The following is a 13,173-nucleotide window of genomic DNA, read 5'->3' as shown; positions in this document are numbered from 1 at the left end:
TTAGCCGCTTTGGCATGTTACGATACTCTTATAGCTTGAAAGGAAGATCGCTGTGAATTTATTTCAATTATTTAAAGCAAGTTTGATGGAACCTAAAAAACAGGCAGCCGTCCGTATTATGACCATCGGAAAAATTTTACGCTATGTTTTTGCACTGATTTTACTGATGACCCTCGTTTCTTTTATCGAATTGGCAACGGGCCTTGGTGATACAGCTGGCAATATGGAAGGACTTTTGGACTTTGTGGAGGAAATTCAGTTTCTGTTGTACCCTTTTGCTTTTGTTTTCTTGTTCGTCTCAACGACACTTTACCACTTTGTCAAAATCAGCCTTTTCGCAATGATCGGCGTTGCTTTTGTCCGTCTGAAAAAACGCAAAGGCGAGTATCGCCATCTTTGGAGGACAGCAGCATTGGCGGTCACAGTTCCGACACTTCTCTCGTTCGCTTTCAGCTTTTTCGGCGTTTCGTTTTGGGTGACAATGGCACTCAGCCTTCTGACCGTCCTGTATTTGCATTTGGCAACCAATTATTATCCGAAGCAGCCACCTGTCAAAAATACGCCGGCTTGACCGTTATTCTTGTCTTTTCCAATAGGAGACTGCTAAAATGGCTATAGGTAAGGGAATATACTATTATTTGAACTAGTTATAGAAATGGGAACTGGCTGCGAAGCAGCAACCATCCCAAAAAGGAGAGAATTTTAATGAGTGAAAGTATTCACCGTACGAAAACACGCCCCGTTAAAGTCGGAGACCTGACAGTTGGCGGAAGCAATGAATTATTCATTCAAAGTATGGCGACAACAAAAACCCATGATGTGGAAGCGACAGTGGCGGAAATCCTGCGCCTTGAAGAAGCGGGCTGCCAAATCGTCCGTGTAGCTTGCCCGGATGAGCGCGCTGCTTATTCAATCGGTGAGATCAAAAAACGCATCAATATCCCGCTTGTTGTTGATATCCATTTTGACTATAAATTGGCCTTGATCGCCATCGAGCAAGGAGCGGACAAAATCCGCATCAACCCAGGCAATATCGGACGCCGCGAAAAAGTGGAAGCGGTCGTCAATGCAGCGAAAGCAAAAGGCATTCCGATCCGCATCGGCGTTAACGCCGGTTCTCTTGAACGCAAAATCCTTGAAAAATACGGATACCCAACTGCAGACGGCATGGTTGAAAGTGCCCTTCATCACATCAAAATCCTTGAAGACCTAGACTTCCACGACATCATCGTTTCAATGAAAGCATCGGATGTCAGTCTGGCAATCGAAGCATACGAAAAAGCTTCCAAAGCTTTCGATTACCCTCTGCATTTAGGAATCACTGAATCGGGTACTCTATTTACTGGTACGGTAAAAAGTTCTGCTGGCCTAGGTGCCCTTCTTGCAAAAGGACTTGGCAACACATTACGTATTTCTTTAAGCGCTGACCCTGTTGAAGAAATAAAAGTCGCGCGCGAATTGTTGAAAGTGTTCGGACTGTCTTCTAACGCAGCTACTTTGATTTCTTGCCCGACTTGCGGACGCATCGAAATCGATTTAATCAGTATCGCCAACGAAGTGGAAGAATACATCTCCCATATCAAAGCACCAATCAAAGTGGCAGTACTCGGCTGTGCGGTAAACGGACCTGGTGAAGCACGCGAAGCAGATATCGGCATCGCAGGTGCCCGCGGCGAAGGTTTACTGTTTATGCACGGAAAAACAGTACGTAAAGTGCCTGAAGAAACAATGGTAGATGAACTGAAAGTGGAAATTGATAAACTTGCACAAGAATACTTCGACAAACAAGCTGCTGAAAAAGCAGAACAAGAAGCTCTTGAACAACAAGCATAAGGTTGTGAAGCTATGAGATACCGCTTTGGCATCGATATCGATGGAACAGTGACGTCCCCGACGTCGCTGATCCCTCATATCAATGAAGCATTCAACAGTACATTAACGCTCGACGATATAAAAGAATACGATTTGACTGCAGCTCTTCCCCATTTGCCGCGAGGTGAGTTTTACAATTGGTTCCGCGACTCGGAAGCGAAGATCTACGCCGCTTCCCCAGTTTCGGAAAACGCTAAAAACATATTGGATAAATGGAAAGACCAGTACGAACTGTATTTCATATCGGCACGCGGTGAAAACGTCCGGGACATCACAATCGATTGGTTTGCGGAACATGCTATTGCTTACGACCATATCGAATTGATCGGCACACATAAAAAAATCGAAACGGCCAAAAGACATAATGTGCATCTATTTTTTGAAGATAAGCACGACAACGCCGTTGAAATTTCAGAAGAACTTGATATACCGGTATTGTTATTTGATACACCTTATAACCGTCAGCCCATTCCAAAAAATGTGATCCGCGTTTACAATTGGCTCGAAGCGGAACATTGGGTGAAAAATGAATTTGCACTTCAAAACAGCTTGAATATGAAATAATAAAAAAGCCAACAGCAATCTTTGCTGTTGGCTTTTTTTGCGGCTAACCTCTCTCTTTTTCTGATACGGTTTCATGGAAATGCCGATTTATTTGCGCTTAAAATGGTTTATTTGCGTTCAATCTAAGTTTATTTGCGTTTAAATGACTTTATTTGCGTTCAATCCAGGTTTATTTGCGTTCACCATTTTTCGACAAAAAGAAAAACGCGAGCAGAAGAAATTCTGCTTGCGTTTCCAGGCTGTCAAGAAACTCTAGGCAGCCTTTTCCATTTCGCTCCAGGGCGGACGCTTTTCGCGGACATGGCTTCAGTCTCCTCGTCGCTTCGCTCCTGCGGGGCCCTTCAGCTCATGTTATTTCCGCAGAAGTCGCCGCCTTCCGCTGCATTCAGCTCTCTTTTATCACTTTTAGAGACTCTCTAAAATCATAGTTGTTTAAGTAAGCTCTCTTCTGTTGCTTCCAGCTATTAAGATATGGAGCCAACCAGCGGAGGAAAACATACTGCTCCTGCAGTGCTGCGCGCTTCGTCGCAAAGACATGGCCTCACAATCCTCAGCCAATGTCTTCGCAGCTGGTTGGCGGAATATCGGTTAAGGGAGGATCACTAGCTGAACCGCTGTTTCCGCTTTTCTGTCCAGTTACGGTGCCTAGTCCCTCGAGGTCGCTTCGGCCTTGCAGCAAATGGCTAAAATCTGCCATTTACTGCAATCCCTCCAGCGCTTGTCGGGACTACATAGGCACCTTCATTTTCCTCACTTACACGCCGGGCATTTCCCGTAGATCTCAAATTTATGATTAGCGATTTCGTATGCAGGCAATGCTGCACCCAACATATCCATTGGGCATACCGGAATTTCTTTAATTTTACCGCAATCCATGCAAATGAAATGATGGTGGTGATGGTCACTTTCGCATTGCATGCGGAAATGGCGTTCACCGGACAACTCGGTTTCTTCCAGAATGCCGAGTGAAACAAAAGTTGCAAGATTGCGATAGACCGTATCAAAACTCATGCTCGGATAATCTTTTTGCATTACGTCCAATAGGTCGCGGGCCGTCAAATAGCGTTCATCATTTGAAAAAAGCTCCAAAATCTGCGTACGTTTAGATGTTTCCTTATAGCCGTTTTCCTTTAATATCTCCCATGCTTTTGAGATGTTCACGCAACTGCCCCCTTTTTCATTGAAACAGAGATCTTTTTATAGCCAATGACGATTAACAGCAATAAAATCGATGTCACAACAATGGTGCCTCCAGGTGCCAAATTAAAATAGAAAGCCGTTACAAGTCCGGTAATCACCGAGATTTCCCCGAAAAGAATCGATAGCCAAATCGTCTGCTTGAAGCTTTTTGAAACGCGCATCGCTGCAGCTACCGGAATGGTCATCAGCGATGAGACCAATAAAATCCCTACAATCCGCATCGATCCGGAGATGACTAGTGCCGTCACGATCATAAAGAGAAAATGGATCCATTTAGCCGGCAAGCCGGAAGCTTTTGCGTACTCATCATCAAACGACAAGACAAACAGCTCTTTGAAAAACAACAAGATGAACATCAGCACGACGACGGCGATGCCGGAAACGATCATCAAATCTTCCCTGCTGACTGCGGATACCGAACCAAAAAGGTAACCGAACAAATCATTCGAAAAGCCTTGTGCCAATGAAATAAAAATGGCGCCGAAGCCGATTCCGGCGGAAAGAATGATCGGAATCGCAAGTTCTTCATAATGTTTGTACAAACTTCTCAGCCGCTCAATTAAAATAGAACCGCCGACCGACGCTGCAATTCCGAGAAACAGCGGATTCAATAAAGCAAACGCAGCGACACTTTGACTTAAGTACAAACTTCCCGCGATTCCGGCTAACGTTACATGACTTAGAGCATCGGCAATCAGGGATAAACGGCGCACCACGATGAAAACGCCGAGGAGCGGTGCAATCACCCCGATAATAATTCCGGATGCAAAAGCATTTTGCAGAAACTCATACGTAAAAATAGCATTAATCATGGGTATGAACTCCTCCGATATGGTGAATTTTCCGGACAGAATGGCCATACCAGGCTTCGCGCTGTGCATCACTCATCGTATGGAGCTGGTCTTTAAATCCATGGAAGTGGATGGTCTGGTTCAAACACGCCACATGTGTAATTTTATCCGTCACTGTATCAACATCATGTGTCACCAGAACAAGTGTAATTCCTTTGTCACGGTTCAGCGACGCCAGCATATTGTAAAATGACTGGACGTTCTGGTGGTCAATGCCGACAGTCGGCTCATCCAGAATCAGCACTTTCGGTTTGGCCACTAAAGCGCGGGCGATAAAAATCCGCTGCTGCTGCCCGCCGGACAACTCGCTGACGCTCCGGCCAGTGAAAGATTCCATGCCGACCGCTACCAAAGCATGATGAACTTCTTCTTTGTAGTTTCTCGGCAGCCGATGAAATAATCCGGTCTTTTTCGCAAGGCCGCCTGCCACGATTTCTTCAACGGTCGCTGGAAATCCCGAATTGAAGGAATTCGACTTTTGCGAGACATACCCGACCCATTCCCGATTTTTAAAGTTTTTCGAGTCCTCACCGAACAGCTCGATGGTGCCCTTTGTCGGCTTGATCAAACCGAGCATAATTTTCAACAACGTTGATTTTCCGGAGCCATTCGGTCCAAGAATCGCCAAAAAATCCCCTTTTTCCACTTTAAGTGAAATATTCTCCAGAGCTTTCGTTTGTTCATATTCAAAACTGATATCTTTAATGTTGATTAATGGCGCGTCCATAAAGCCGCCTCTTTCCTAATTAATAATGATTACGATTTACAACCATTAGAAAAGTATAGATGACTTCGGACTCGTTGTAAACAGAAAAATCTCGAATTCTTTCAATCTCAATGATGCGTACAGCAAACCCCTTCAAGCTTCTCGTGAATTCTGGAGCAGGATCATACCGCAAATAAAACTCCCCAGAAAAGAGAAGGCTGCAGGCGCCCCCGGGCACCTGCAGCCTAAACTCCCTCTTTATTAAAGCGGAGCTTTCAATTCTTCTATTACGCCTGGAGTGAATATCCCTCTTTTGAACATTTCGATTTCAAAAGCGTAAGGCGGTTTTTTGCTTTTTGCATCGGCGCCGACATAAGGCGTTTCCAGGATTTTAGGCACATGCATTAAATCGGGATGGTGGACAATCCCATTCAACGCTTCAAAGCCAATTTCCCCGAACCCGATATTTTCATGGCGGTCTTTTCCAGCCCCGCGGATGTTCTTGCTGTCGTTGATATGCAGCACTTGCAGGCGCTCGATGCCGACAAGGCGGTCAAACTCTTCCAGCACTCCGTCAAAATCTTCTTTAATATTGTAGCCTGCATCATGCGTATGGCAAGTATCGAAACAAACAGACAGGCGCTCATTATGGGTGACGCCGTTGATGATGGCAGCGATCTCCTCAAAGCTCCTGCCGCATTCAGTGCCTTTTCCAGCCATTGTTTCCAATGCAATATTAACCGGGAAATCCTGCGTCAGCACTTCGTTCAAGCCTTCGATGATTTTCGCAATGCCAGCTTCAGTTCCTGCTCCTACATGTGCACCGGGATGCAAGACAATCTGTTTGGCCCCCAATGCCGCTGTGCGTTCAATTTCTTTTTGCAGAAATTCCACTCCAAGCCCAAAAGTTTCAGGTTTTAAGGAATTGCCGATATTGATAATATAAGGGGCATGGACAATGATATTCGACAGATTATTCGCAGCCATATGCGCTTGCCCCGCTTCAATATTCAGCTCTTCGATCGGTTTGCGGCGCGTGTTCTGCGGCGCACCGGTATAAATCATGAAAGTGCTGGCTCCATAAGAGGTGGCTTCTTCACTGGCTGCCAGCAGCATTTTCTTGCCGCTCATTGATACATGTGATCCTAATAACATGAAAAAAACTCCTTACTTTTTGCGGTTTTTGCGTCGTTCCACTTTTTTGATTTCATCCATTTTCCACTTCATTTTCTTTTTATATCCCGGTTTAACCGCTTTCGGCTTATGAACCATTGTCTTAGCTTTAGCATCGGCTTCGTTTTGAGTTCTTACACGTGTTTTTCGGCTGTGGCGCTCTTTCAAATCGACAAATTCGCCTTTGACGATGTCTTTTTGCTGGAATGGAATGCCCATTTTTTCAACGCGGACGACCGCATCTTCTTCTTCCGGGTTGAAAATCGTAATGGCCAAGCCTTTCATGCCTGCACGGGCCGTACGGCCAACACGGTGGACAAAGAATTCCAGGTCTTCCGGAAATTCGTAGTTGATGACGTGACTGACTCCTTGGATATCAATGCCGCGAGCCGCTAAATCCGTTGCAACGATATATTGGTATTCCAAATCGCGGATTTGTTTCATCATTTTCACACGTTCCCGCGGCGCAAGATCGCCGTGCACGCGTCCAACGCGGATGCCTGCTTTCCCCAGTTCTCCTGCTACATAATCGGCGTTGGTCTTCGTATTGACAAAGATAATGGCCAAATACGGATTGATGATGCCCATAATTTCTTTCAAGCGTTCCACTTTGCGTTTGCTTCGTGCCGGCACCAGATAGAAATCCAGCCCTTCTGCAGTCGGCCGTTTATCACCAATTTTAATATGGATAGGAGATTCCATGTATTTTTTCAGGAATGGTTTCAATTTCTCAGGAATCGTGGCGGAGAAAACGTACATCTCAAGCTTGTCCTGCATTTTGCCTGCTACTTGGTCGATTTCTTCGATAAATCCGAGGTCGAAAGCCAGATCTGCTTCATCTACAACGAGGATTTTGCCTGTGTGGACCAAAAGCGCGTTTTCTTTTACTAAATCTCTCAAACGCCCTGGCGTGCCGATGACGATATGCGGCTGTGTCTTCAGTTTATTGATCGAACGCTGTTTGTCCGTACCGCCGATAAAGCTTTTCACTTCGATGTCTGATCCTTCGACAAGCTTCATCATTTCTGCGTAGATCTGAGTTCCCAGTTCGCGAGTCGGTGCGCAGATCACAGCCTGTACTTCCTGTTTGCTCGTATCGATGCGCTCTGCGATCGGGATGATGAAACTATGTGTCTTCCCTGTACCTGTATGGGATTGCCCGATTGCAGAGCTGCCTTTCAATATATGAGGCATGATTTCTCTTTGAATCGGTGTCGGTTCTGTAAATCCTAGTTTTTCTACCGCTTCAAGTATAAACGGCTTTAAGTTAAAATCACTAAATTTTGTCATGGGATTGAATCCCCTCCTTATGCTCTTGACATTATAGCATGAAATTGGCTTTTCCGTTTGCAACTTTTGTAAAGCTGGGCCGTCTCCGTTATAATGAAAGTATGTTTTTGAAAGGAGTGCGGTTATGAAAGTAATGAAAATATCTCCAAGAGGGTATTGCTATGGAGTGGTTGACGCAATGGTTATTGCAAAAAATGCGGCAATGGACGAAACTTTGCCCCGCCCTATTTATATACTAGGCATGATTGTACACAACAAGCACGTAACAGATGCATTTGAAGCGGATGGCATCATTACATTGGATGGCAAAAACCGGCTTGAAATTCTGGAGAAAGTCGAATCAGGAACCGTCATTTTTACAGCGCATGGTGTATCTCCTCAAGTGCGTGAATTGGCAAAACGGAAAGGCCTTGTATCCATTGATGCCACTTGCCCGGATGTTACGGTTACCCATGACTTGATCCGCGAAAAGACCGCCGAAGGCTACCAAATTGTCTATATCGGCAAAAGCGGCCACCCGGAACCGGAAGGCGCAATCGGCGTAGCTCCAGATATGGTCCATTTAGTGGAAACGGTTGAAGACGTCAATAAGCTGGAGCTGGACTCCGAAAAAATAATTGTCACCAATCAGACAACAATGAGTCAATGGGACGTTGTGGATATGATGAAGCGGCTGAAAGAAAAATTCCCGCATTCAGAAGTCCATAAAGAAATTTGCCTTGCTACGCAAGTGCGGCAAGAAGCGGTTGCCACTCAAGCACCAGAGGCTGACTTGCTGATTGTCATCGGAGACCCGATGAGCAATAACTCGAACCGCCTCGCTCAAGTTTCCCAGGATATCGCGGGCACTCCTGCCTACCGGATTTCCGACTTGTCCGAGTTGAAACTGGAATGGCTGGATGGCATTGAAACTGTGGCGATCACCGCTGGCGCATCAACTCCGACGCCGATCGTCAAAGAAGTGATGGCATTCCTTGATAAATACGATCCGGAAGACCCAGCGACGCATGATTTGGCTCGCAGTGTACCACTCAATAAAATACTGCCAAAAATTAAGCACCCTAAACCTTCTGATCGTATTGAACCGTATCCGGTCAATGAGTAATTAGACTCTAGTATATTGCCGGATCGGGCATATAATTAAATACAAAACCATACACCATTTGTCCCTGCCTCCGACGACAAGTAAACCGTGAGCTTTCTAAAAAGTCTCGCGGTTTTTTTGTACATTACATCTTTACTATGGAGTGGATAAGATGAAGAAAATCGCGGTGATCGGTTCCGGAGGCTCCGGCAAATCGACTTTTTCAAGAAAATTGGGTAAAAAACTATCCATCGAAGTATTCCATCTCGATGCGGTGTTATGGAAACCCGATTGGGAAGCTGTTACAAAAGAACAGCAAAAGATCATCCAGCATCAATTGATCGCCAAATCCCAATGGATTATCGACGGCAACTATAATGGAACTCTCGATATTCGCCTTCGGGCGGCTGATTGTATCATTTTCATGGATCTCCCCCGTTCGCTTTGCCTGTACCGTGTGCTTTTGCGCATGGTGCGCTACCGCAACAAGCAACGGCCAGATATGGCTACCGGCTGTGAAGAACATTTTAATTTCAGTTTTTTAAAGTGGGTGTGGATGTATCCGATTGACAAACGGCCGGGTGTTTTGAAAAAACTTGAACAGTATCATGGGAAAAAAGAAATTATTATTTTAAAATCCCCTAAAGAAGCTCAGCAATTCTTAGAGAATATAAAAAGCGAGAGCACCGTTACAATTCCGTAGCCGGTGCACTCGCTTTTTTATTTTATTTGAACCGAAAAGGCTCTGTATGCACTTCCGAAGGCAAGAATTCACATTGCCAGTTCTGCTGGTTCGACATATGATTGACGACGCCTTTGATCATGACTTTTTCAACATGATGACCAGGATCAACGACTGCCAGATCCATCGCTTCCGCGTCTTGTGCTACATGGAAATACAAATCGCCTGTTACATAGACATCTGCACCAGAACGTTTGGCTGCCTGAATGTATTTATTGCCATCGCCTCCAAGGACTGCCACTTTCCGGACCTTTTTGGAAAGATCCCCGACAACGCGTGCAGCCGGGACATCGAGCCGTTCTTTTACGAACTCCGTAAACTCTTCCAAGCTCATTTCTTCCGGCAACGTCCCGACGCGCCCGAGGCCCATCGCTTCTTCTTTGTTCTCTAGCGTAAACACATCATAAGCCACTTCTTCGTATGGATGAGCGGCAATCATCGCTTTAATGGCACGGTCTTTCTCGTATTTTCGGATGACCACTTCAATTTTCGATTCTGCCGTGACTTCCATCTTGCCTGCTTCGCCGATATACGGTTCGGCGGCATCGGTCGGACGGAATCTGCCGGTGCCAGACAATGTATAGCTGCAGAAATCATAGTCCCCGATGGCTCCTGCGCCAGCTTTTCCAAGCGCTTCGCGCACTTGTTCTTCATGGCTTTCCGGCACAAATACCGCGATTTTAACCAGTTCCGCTTCGTATGTAGGGACCAGCACTTTGGTTTCTGCAAGGCCGAGCGCCTCTGCCAATAAATCATTGACGCCGCCTTTCGCGACATCCAGATTGGTATGGGCAGCATATACCGCAATATCATGCTTGATCAGTTTTTCGATCATGCGCCCCTGCGGAAAATCCGTCTGCAGGTTTTTCATCGGACGGTAAATCGGCGGATGATGGGCAATGATCAACCCAGCGCCTTTTTCAATCGCCTCATCCACCACTTGTTCATTGACGTCCAGCGTGACGAGAACCCGTTCCACTTTTTTGTTCAGCGTCCCGACATGCAAGCCGATGGGGTCGCCTTCCATCGCCAGGAACTTCGGTGACCATTTTTCAAACTCTTCGATGATTTGCTGCCCATTAGGAATTTTCACGATTCAGCACCTCTTCAACCAGTTGGATTTTACTCACTAATTCATGTTTCTTTTCCACTATTTCAAGCGTCTGCTCGGTCGATTCTATCGACGCGATAATATTCTTCCATTGTGTACTTTCTCTTTGCCATTTTTCCCGGAAAGCTTCGGACCCTTCTTTCATGAGTACTGGCCCCATCAGCAGTTCAGCTGGCGTAAATGTTACGGGCTGATTGCTTGGCTCGAGCACGATAATTTCGTATATTTTATTATTCTCTTTGATGATTTCTTCTTCAATAACCGTCCATTGGTTGGCTGCTGCCCACTCCCGGATCGCCAAGGCATGCACATTAGGCTGGAGTATCAATCGCTCGATTCCCGCCAAGCGGTCTTTTCCCTGATCCAGAATGGAGACAATCAAAGGGCCGCCCATGCCGGCAATGGTTACTGCGGTTATTCCGTCTTCTTGATGGATCGCTTCTAAGCCGCTTGCCAGCCGGACGGCAATTTTATCTTCCAGCTGTTCCTGGATAACCTGTTTTTTTGCTGATTCATATGGGCCTTTTACGACTTCCCCGGCGACAGCCCTTTCAGCCAGGCCTTGCGAAACCAGGTAACATGGCAGATACGCATGATCACTGCCAATATCGGCAACCACCGAATTTTTGGGTACATGGCTTGCTACCCGTGCCAGCCGAATTGATAATTGTTGAGCATTCATTAAAATCCTCCTAACTTAAAAAGCACCAATGGCCATGAATGTTCGACAGCCCAAAGCGTTCGGCGAAGTGATTTCTGTGCCGCCTAGCTGGTTGACTGATTACACCGAAGAGCTGGGCGCTGTGAACGAACACGGAACGTCTTGCCGCCTGAAATCCTGGCCATTAGAGCCCGACATCTAAAGAAAAACCCTTAGCTCTTGGTGAACTAAGGGTTTTAAATACTATTCGAGCGAAAGTATCCACTCAGCCATTGCTGGGATGTTCTCGCCTTCAACAAGACCACCTGGCATTGCGCCTTTACCATTTGCAATAATATCTTCAAGTGCTGCTTGATCCATGTCTGTATCAACTAATGATGGACCTACTCCGCCTTCATAGCTTGAACCGTGGCATGATACACAGCTCTGCTGTGCTTGCGCTTCAGGATCGAACTCAGCTGATTCAGTGCTGCCACCGTCTTCGCCTTGTGCTTCTCCGCCTGCGCCTTCTTCTTCTGCATTCTCTTCAGCAATTTCAGCTTCGTTATTGACGCCTTCTAATGATAAGAAGAAAATCAGACCAATACCGAACGCCATGATTAAGATATAAGGTACAATTGCATTTTTTTGCATCCGTTACCCCTCCCTCTTTAAGTTCTGCTTTATGATATTGTTCGTATCATTCATTATTGTACTGTATTATTAGCAAAACGAAAAGCCATATCGGGCAACTTTTAATCGTTTGTGACAAATTCAGCAATTTAACAGCCGATTTGGCGAGCGATGACCATTCGCTGTATTTCTGACGTGCCTTCGCCAATTTCAAGCAGTTTCGCATCCCGCATATAGCGTTCCACTTCGTATTCTTTCATATAGCCATATCCGCCGTGGATCTGAATGGCCTCATCCGCCACTTCCATTGAAATCTCAGAAGCATACAGTTTTGCCATTGAGGCTTCTTTAGTGAACAGCCGGCCTTGGTCTTTCAGCCATGCCGCTTTGTATACCATATTGCGGGCCAATTCGATTTTCAAAGCCATATCAGCCAATTTGAACTGCGTCACCTGGAATTCAGATAACGGCTTGCCGAACTGCTTGCGTTCTTTAGAATAATTCAATGCTTTATTATATGCCGCCTGAGCGATTCCTACTGCCATTGCAGCGATGCCAATGCGCCCGCCATCCAATGTCACCAAGAACTGCTTGAAGCCTTCTCCACGCTTCCCTAGAAGGTTTTCTTTTGGCACGCGGACATTCTCAAGCACCAATTCAGTCGTATTGGATGCATGAAGGCCCATTTTCTCGTAATTATCAATAATGGTGAATCCTTCAGCATCTGTCGGAACGATAATGGCGCTGATTTCTTTTTTGCCGTTTTCGATTCCAGTGATAGCCGTGATGGCCAAATGCTTCGCATAGCTGGCATTCGTAATATATACTTTCGAGCCATTAATGACCCAGTCATCGCCGTCTTCAATTGCACGGGTTTCCGTGCCGCCGGCATCCGATCCTGCATTCGGTTCCGTCAATCCAAAAGCTCCAAACGATTCACCGGTACAAATCGGCTTTAAATATTTTTCTTTCTGTTCTTCTGTCCCGAATAAATTCAGCGGTGCTCCGCCAAGCGATATATGCGCTGAATACGTGATGCCTGTCGAAGCGCAAGCGCGGCTCAATTCTTCGGTGACGATGGCGAAACTGGTAGTATCCGCTCCGGCACCGCCATACTTTTCATCAAACGGCAATCCCATCATCCCCATGTCGGAAAGCTGCTTGAAAATTTCTTTCGGAAATTCATTTGTCCGATCGCGGTGGATCGCTCCAGGAGCAACAACCTTATCGGCGAATTCCTTAATCGTCTTTTTAATCATTTGCTGTTCTTGCGTCAAGTCAAAATTCATCTCATTACATCCCCTTTG

Annotated in this window: 16 protein-coding genes; 6 read left to right on the top strand and 10 right to left on the bottom strand. The window is 45.9% G+C overall.

The features are described 5' to 3' along the window. The first annotated feature begins 52 nt into the window (after positions 1-52). The 3 genes from QWY16_RS08400 to QWY16_RS08390 all read left to right on the top strand — a co-directional run bounded on the left by QWY16_RS08400 (position 53) and on the right by QWY16_RS08390 (position 2,436). Positions 53-571, top strand: a complete 519-nt coding sequence (locus QWY16_RS08400; protein WP_300992648.1) for a DUF1189 family protein — start codon at positions 53-55, stop codon at positions 569-571. 134 nt (positions 572-705) lie between these two features. Continuing rightward, positions 706-1,833 carry a flavodoxin-dependent (E)-4-hydroxy-3-methylbut-2-enyl-diphosphate synthase gene (ispG, locus tag QWY16_RS08395; protein ID WP_300992646.1) on the top strand — a complete coding sequence of 376 codons (1,128 nt, stop codon included), beginning with the start codon at positions 706-708 and terminating at the stop codon, positions 1,831-1,833. 12 nt (positions 1,834-1,845) lie between these two features. Continuing rightward, positions 1,846-2,436 carry a hypothetical protein gene (locus QWY16_RS08390; RefSeq protein WP_300992644.1) on the top strand — a complete coding sequence of 197 codons (591 nt, stop codon included), beginning with the start codon at positions 1,846-1,848 and terminating at the stop codon, positions 2,434-2,436. A 550-nt stretch (positions 2,437-2,986) separates the two neighbouring features. Here QWY16_RS08390 and QWY16_RS08385 read toward each other — a convergent pair. The 6 genes from QWY16_RS08385 to QWY16_RS08360 all read right to left on the bottom strand — a co-directional run bounded on the left by QWY16_RS08385 (position 2,987) and on the right by QWY16_RS08360 (position 7,656). Beyond that, positions 2,987-3,133 carry a hypothetical protein gene (locus QWY16_RS08385; RefSeq protein WP_300992642.1) on the bottom strand — a complete coding sequence of 49 codons (147 nt, stop codon included), beginning with the start codon at positions 3,131-3,133 and terminating at the stop codon, positions 2,987-2,989. Positions 3,134-3,186: 53 nt separating this feature from the next. Further along, complete coding sequence (locus QWY16_RS08380; protein WP_300992640.1) at positions 3,187-3,597, bottom strand: Fur family transcriptional regulator; 411 nt, start codon at positions 3,595-3,597, stop codon at positions 3,187-3,189. After that, the gene (locus QWY16_RS08375) at positions 3,594-4,448 is read right to left on the bottom strand and encodes a metal ABC transporter permease (protein WP_300992638.1); all 855 of its coding nucleotides are present in this window, start codon (positions 4,446-4,448) and stop codon (positions 3,594-3,596) included. Before QWY16_RS08375 ends, QWY16_RS08380 begins: the two co-directional genes overlap by 4 nt. Continuing rightward, positions 4,441-5,214, bottom strand: coding sequence for a metal ABC transporter ATP-binding protein (locus QWY16_RS08370; RefSeq protein WP_300992636.1), 774 nt, complete (start codon positions 5,212-5,214; stop codon positions 4,441-4,443). The genes QWY16_RS08375 and QWY16_RS08370 overlap by 8 nt, the downstream gene beginning before the upstream one ends. Positions 5,215-5,454: 240 nt before the next feature. Further along, positions 5,455-6,348: a deoxyribonuclease IV gene (locus QWY16_RS08365; protein ID WP_300992634.1), complete on the bottom strand. Its 894-nt coding sequence runs from the start codon at positions 6,346-6,348 to the stop codon at positions 5,455-5,457. A 12-nt stretch (positions 6,349-6,360) separates the two neighbouring features. Then, positions 6,361-7,656, bottom strand: coding sequence for a DEAD/DEAH box helicase (locus QWY16_RS08360; protein ID WP_300992632.1), 1,296 nt, complete (start codon positions 7,654-7,656; stop codon positions 6,361-6,363). A gap of 124 nt (positions 7,657-7,780) precedes the next feature. Between QWY16_RS08360 and QWY16_RS08355 the strand changes: the two genes are divergently transcribed. Together QWY16_RS08355 and QWY16_RS08350 are read left to right on the top strand one after the other, a co-directional pair. Further along, positions 7,781-8,761 (top strand): 4-hydroxy-3-methylbut-2-enyl diphosphate reductase, encoded by a 981-nt coding sequence (locus QWY16_RS08355; protein WP_300992629.1) that lies wholly within the window; start codon positions 7,781-7,783, stop codon positions 8,759-8,761. A gap of 151 nt (positions 8,762-8,912) precedes the next feature. After that, entirely contained in the window at positions 8,913-9,443 is a 531-nt protein-coding gene (locus QWY16_RS08350; protein WP_300992626.1) for a DNA topology modulation protein, read from the top strand. A gap of 22 nt (positions 9,444-9,465) precedes the next feature. Here the strand turns inward: QWY16_RS08350 and QWY16_RS08345 are convergent, their stop codons facing one another. Next, positions 9,466-10,575: a Nif3-like dinuclear metal center hexameric protein gene (locus tag QWY16_RS08345; protein ID WP_300992624.1), complete on the bottom strand. Its 1,110-nt coding sequence runs from the start codon at positions 10,573-10,575 to the stop codon at positions 9,466-9,468. Next, on the bottom strand, positions 10,562-11,275 hold the full coding sequence (locus QWY16_RS08340; RefSeq protein ID WP_300992623.1) for a tRNA (adenine(22)-N(1))-methyltransferase: 714 nt from the start codon (positions 11,273-11,275) through the stop codon (positions 10,562-10,564). Before QWY16_RS08340 ends, QWY16_RS08345 begins: the two co-directional genes overlap by 14 nt. 34 nt (positions 11,276-11,309) lie before the next feature. On the opposite strand from QWY16_RS08340, the gene QWY16_RS08335 reads away from it, so the two are divergent. Next, on the top strand, positions 11,310-11,456 hold the full coding sequence (locus QWY16_RS08335) for a hypothetical protein (RefSeq protein WP_300992621.1): 147 nt from the start codon (positions 11,310-11,312) through the stop codon (positions 11,454-11,456). Positions 11,457-11,497: 41 nt separating this feature from the next. Here QWY16_RS08335 and cccA read toward each other — a convergent pair whose 3' ends face one another. Both cccA and QWY16_RS08325 read right to left on the bottom strand, forming a co-directional pair. Beyond that, the gene (gene cccA / locus QWY16_RS08330) at positions 11,498-11,887 is read right to left on the bottom strand and encodes a cytochrome c550 (RefSeq protein WP_300992619.1); all 390 of its coding nucleotides are present in this window, start codon (positions 11,885-11,887) and stop codon (positions 11,498-11,500) included. Positions 11,888-12,015: 128 nt separating this feature from the next. Beyond that, positions 12,016-13,155, bottom strand: a complete 1,140-nt coding sequence (locus tag QWY16_RS08325; RefSeq protein ID WP_300992618.1) for an acyl-CoA dehydrogenase — start codon at positions 13,153-13,155, stop codon at positions 12,016-12,018. Positions 13,156-13,173 lie beyond the last annotated feature (18 nt).

Source organism: Planococcus shenhongbingii, from assembly GCF_030413635.1.
Lineage (GTDB): Bacteria > Bacillota > Bacilli > Bacillales_A > Planococcaceae > Planococcus > Planococcus shenhongbingii.
This window is presented reverse-complemented; position numbering and strand designations above follow the sequence as displayed.